This window comes from Arthrobacter sp. Bi83 (assembly GCF_918698095.1).
Classification (GTDB): domain Bacteria; phylum Actinomycetota; class Actinomycetes; order Actinomycetales; family Micrococcaceae; genus Arthrobacter.
The window spans coordinates 1-2828 of the sequence record NZ_CAKKLY010000109.1; the positions used below are offsets into that span (position 1 = coordinate 1).

At 64.1% G+C, this 2828-nt stretch carries 4 protein-coding genes and 1 pseudogene; 3 read left to right on the plus strand and 2 right to left on the minus strand.

What is annotated here, in order from left to right; translation table 11 throughout:
* Window positions 1-237: 237 nt before the first annotated feature.
* Complete coding sequence (locus LQ144_RS23195) at window positions 238-693, plus strand: hypothetical protein (protein ID WP_354962392.1); 456 nt, start codon at window positions 238-240, stop codon at window positions 691-693.
* A 50-nt stretch (window positions 694-743) separates the two neighbouring features.
* Complete coding sequence (locus LQ144_RS23200) at window positions 744-1190, plus strand: DUF559 domain-containing protein (protein WP_354962394.1); 447 nt, start codon at window positions 744-746, stop codon at window positions 1188-1190.
* Window positions 1191-1270: 80 nt separating this feature from the next.
* Here the strand turns inward: LQ144_RS23200 and LQ144_RS22805 are convergent, their stop codons facing one another.
* Window positions 1271-1894: a DUF2306 domain-containing protein gene (locus LQ144_RS22805; RefSeq protein WP_230121519.1), complete on the minus strand. Its 624-nt coding sequence runs from the start codon at window positions 1892-1894 to the stop codon at window positions 1271-1273.
* Window positions 1895-1994: 100 nt separating this feature from the next.
* On the opposite strand from LQ144_RS22805, the gene LQ144_RS22810 reads away from it, so the two are divergent.
* Window positions 1995-2618: a MerR family transcriptional regulator gene (locus LQ144_RS22810; RefSeq protein ID WP_230121520.1), complete on the plus strand. Its 624-nt coding sequence runs from the start codon at window positions 1995-1997 to the stop codon at window positions 2616-2618.
* Between the two features lie 87 nt (window positions 2619-2705).
* On the opposite strand, the pseudogene LQ144_RS22815 reads toward LQ144_RS22810, so the two are convergent.
* Window positions 2706-2828, minus strand: a pseudogene (locus tag LQ144_RS22815) (inositol-3-phosphate synthase); the annotation flags it as partial.

Consider the following 2828-nt stretch of genomic DNA (forward strand, 5'->3'; position numbering starts at 1 on the left):
CTCACTTCCTGCCGCCCCCAACGCGCCGCTCTCTCACTTCCTGCGGCCTCACCCCCAACGCTCTCTCACTTCCTGCCGCCCCAAGGCGACGCTCTCCCACTTCCGTGCGCCCAAGGCGACGCTCTCTCACTTCCTGCCGCCTCCAAGGCGACGCTCTCTCACTTCCGTGCGCCCAGCGACTGCCTGTGGATAACTTCTGCAGCGTCGCCGCTTTTGGGTCAGACTGCCTGCATGCAAATGAGCAATAATCTGCCCGGACTGCTGGCAACAGCTCCGTTCACGATCGACTCGGCGCGGGCCGCAGGCGTTTCCGCAAACAGGCTGCGGCGAAAAGACGTGGTCCATGTGGGTCGAGGGCTCTACCGCCCGTCGGACTGGAGCTTTGAGCTGGAGGCCGCGGCGCGGGCGCTGTCGAACGCGTCGCCAGGGGCCTGGATCTCACACGTCACTGCGGCACGGCTTCGGTGCCAACTGCTGCCGCCCTGGCTGGCCGACTCGACGGAGTTGCATCTAAGCAAGCCCCGGGCCCTGCCCTCGGTGCGCCGCAGCGGCGTACTCGGCCACACGGTACTGGCACTGGAAGACGAAACTGAGTGGGCCGACGGCATCCGCATCAGCACGCGATCGCGGACGTGGCTGGATTTGGCGCGACGACTGTCGGTGAGTGATCTGGTGTGCATGGGTGACCATTAGTCCGCATCCCGCGACTGGTCTTCGAGGGACGGACGCAGCCCCACGACACCTTGGACGGACTGCGCACCTTGGTGGGTCACCATCCGAACCTGCAGGGTGTGGTCCGTGCCCGGGCAGCACTGGATCTGATGCGGGTCGGCGCCGACTCCGCGCCGGAATCGTTGCTTCGCCTGGCGATGGCCGATGCCGGCCTCCCCGAGCCGGGTCTCCAACTGGCATTGCGCATCGGTGACGGCATGTCGCCTACCGCCGATCTCGGTTACCGCCATCGGCGGCTCGCCATCCAGTACGACGGCGGACATCACCTCCTCGACGCACAGTCCCTTAGTGACAGACGCCGTGACAAGGCTTTCGAAGCCGCCGGCTGGACTGTCCTGATATTGGACAAGGACGATCTTGCTGACGATTTCCAAGCGGCCATCGGCAAGATCAAGCGCACGTTGCGCACCGCGTGGCGAGATCATTCCCAGTTATCGGGCTTCGCCGACGCCGGGTGAGAGAGCGTCACGTCCAAATATGCAGGAAGTGAGAGAGCGTCACCCAAAGACCTGCAGGAAGTGAGAGAGCGTCCGGTCCTTCACCAAGAACTCCGGCCCGCTGCTGGTTGTCCGTCCCGCTGTTCTGCCCGTTCTGCCCGTTCTGCCGGATCAGCCGGATCAGCCCGTTCTGCCAGACCTGCCGAAGCGGCCGAAGCTGCCCGTCCCGTAGCCAGTTCCGCCTGGGTCTTCGAACCGCCCCGGGCACTCGTGGAACCGCCGCGCTTGAGCGAAACGAAGACCACCACCACGCACAGCACCACCAGCCCGGCAACGTACGCTGCGGTGGCCGGGTCCTCGGCAAGGAGCTCCGGAATCGCGCGTCCGGGCACCGCGACGGCAAAGATGAAGGCAACGGCAATGCCGATGTAACTGCCGATCATGTTCCGCAGGTGCGACCGCATGTCACGTCGGATCGCGCCGATGAGGCCAAGGGTGACCGTCACGATGGTGAAGGCAGACAGCCCGTGCAGCCAGGTGAAATGCCCGGCCGTCACAATCCAGAAACTGCTGACACAGACGTAGTACATGGCCGCCACCCATAGGTAGCCCATGGTGCGGTGGAAACGGTCGCGGCGTCGGCGAAGAATTTGGAAGGGGCCGATCGCAAGGACAAACAGTGCGGCGGTCACGTGGCTGATAAGCAGTACATTCCAGTGGTCCATGCCCTTAGGATAGAACCACTATCCAGTACACGTACATCAGGATAATTGGCGCCGGATTCGCTATCCAGTGGATCCGGGACTTCGCAGGAAGGAACGCGGCATGCAGCTCAAGGAACTGAGCGAGCACTCGGGAGTCTCGGCCGCCAGCATCAAGTACTACCTCCGCGAGGGCATGTTGCCGGCCGGCCAGACCGTCCACGCAACTCGCGCGCAGTATTCGGCCAGGCACGTCGAGCGTCTCAATTTGATCCAGGCGCTCCGCCGGATAGTCGGACTGAACATTGAGCAGATCCGCGGTCTCCTCAAAATGGCCGACGACGGCGCCCCGCGCCTTACGCTCTTAGCGGCGGTTCAGCGCGTGGTGCTGGACCTGGGCGCCTCCACCACCAGCAGTGGCGGGGTCCGCGCACCGGCGGGGGACGCCGTCGTGCGTCTCCGGAATTGGCCGGATTACCCAAGTGACGCCCGGAGTGCTTTGAACGCCCATCTCGAGCTGATGGAAAACCTCAACATTCGGGTTTCCAGCGAGCTCCTGGATACCTACAGCAAGGCCATGGACGACGTCGCCGGACTCGACATCGCGGTGACGACCGCCCCAGACAGCGTCGACCAGCTCATTCTCACCGCCGCCGTCGGCTTGCACCTGCACAGCCAACTGCTGCTAAAGCTCCTCGCCCTCGCCCAGGCGAGCCACGCCATCCGGCGTTACGAACAGGACGCTTAAAGCACGACGCTCCCCCACCAAAAGTGAGAGAGCGTCGCGCCACAACCCACCAAAAGTGAGAGAGCGTCGCGGAAGGAGGGAGAGGGTTTAGCGCTCGAGGTCGCCGCGGATGAAGGCCTCGACCTTTTCACGGGCGAGGTCGTCATTGAACTGCTCCGGCGGGGACTTCATGAAGTAGCTCGAAGCCGACAGGAGCGGCCCGCCGATACC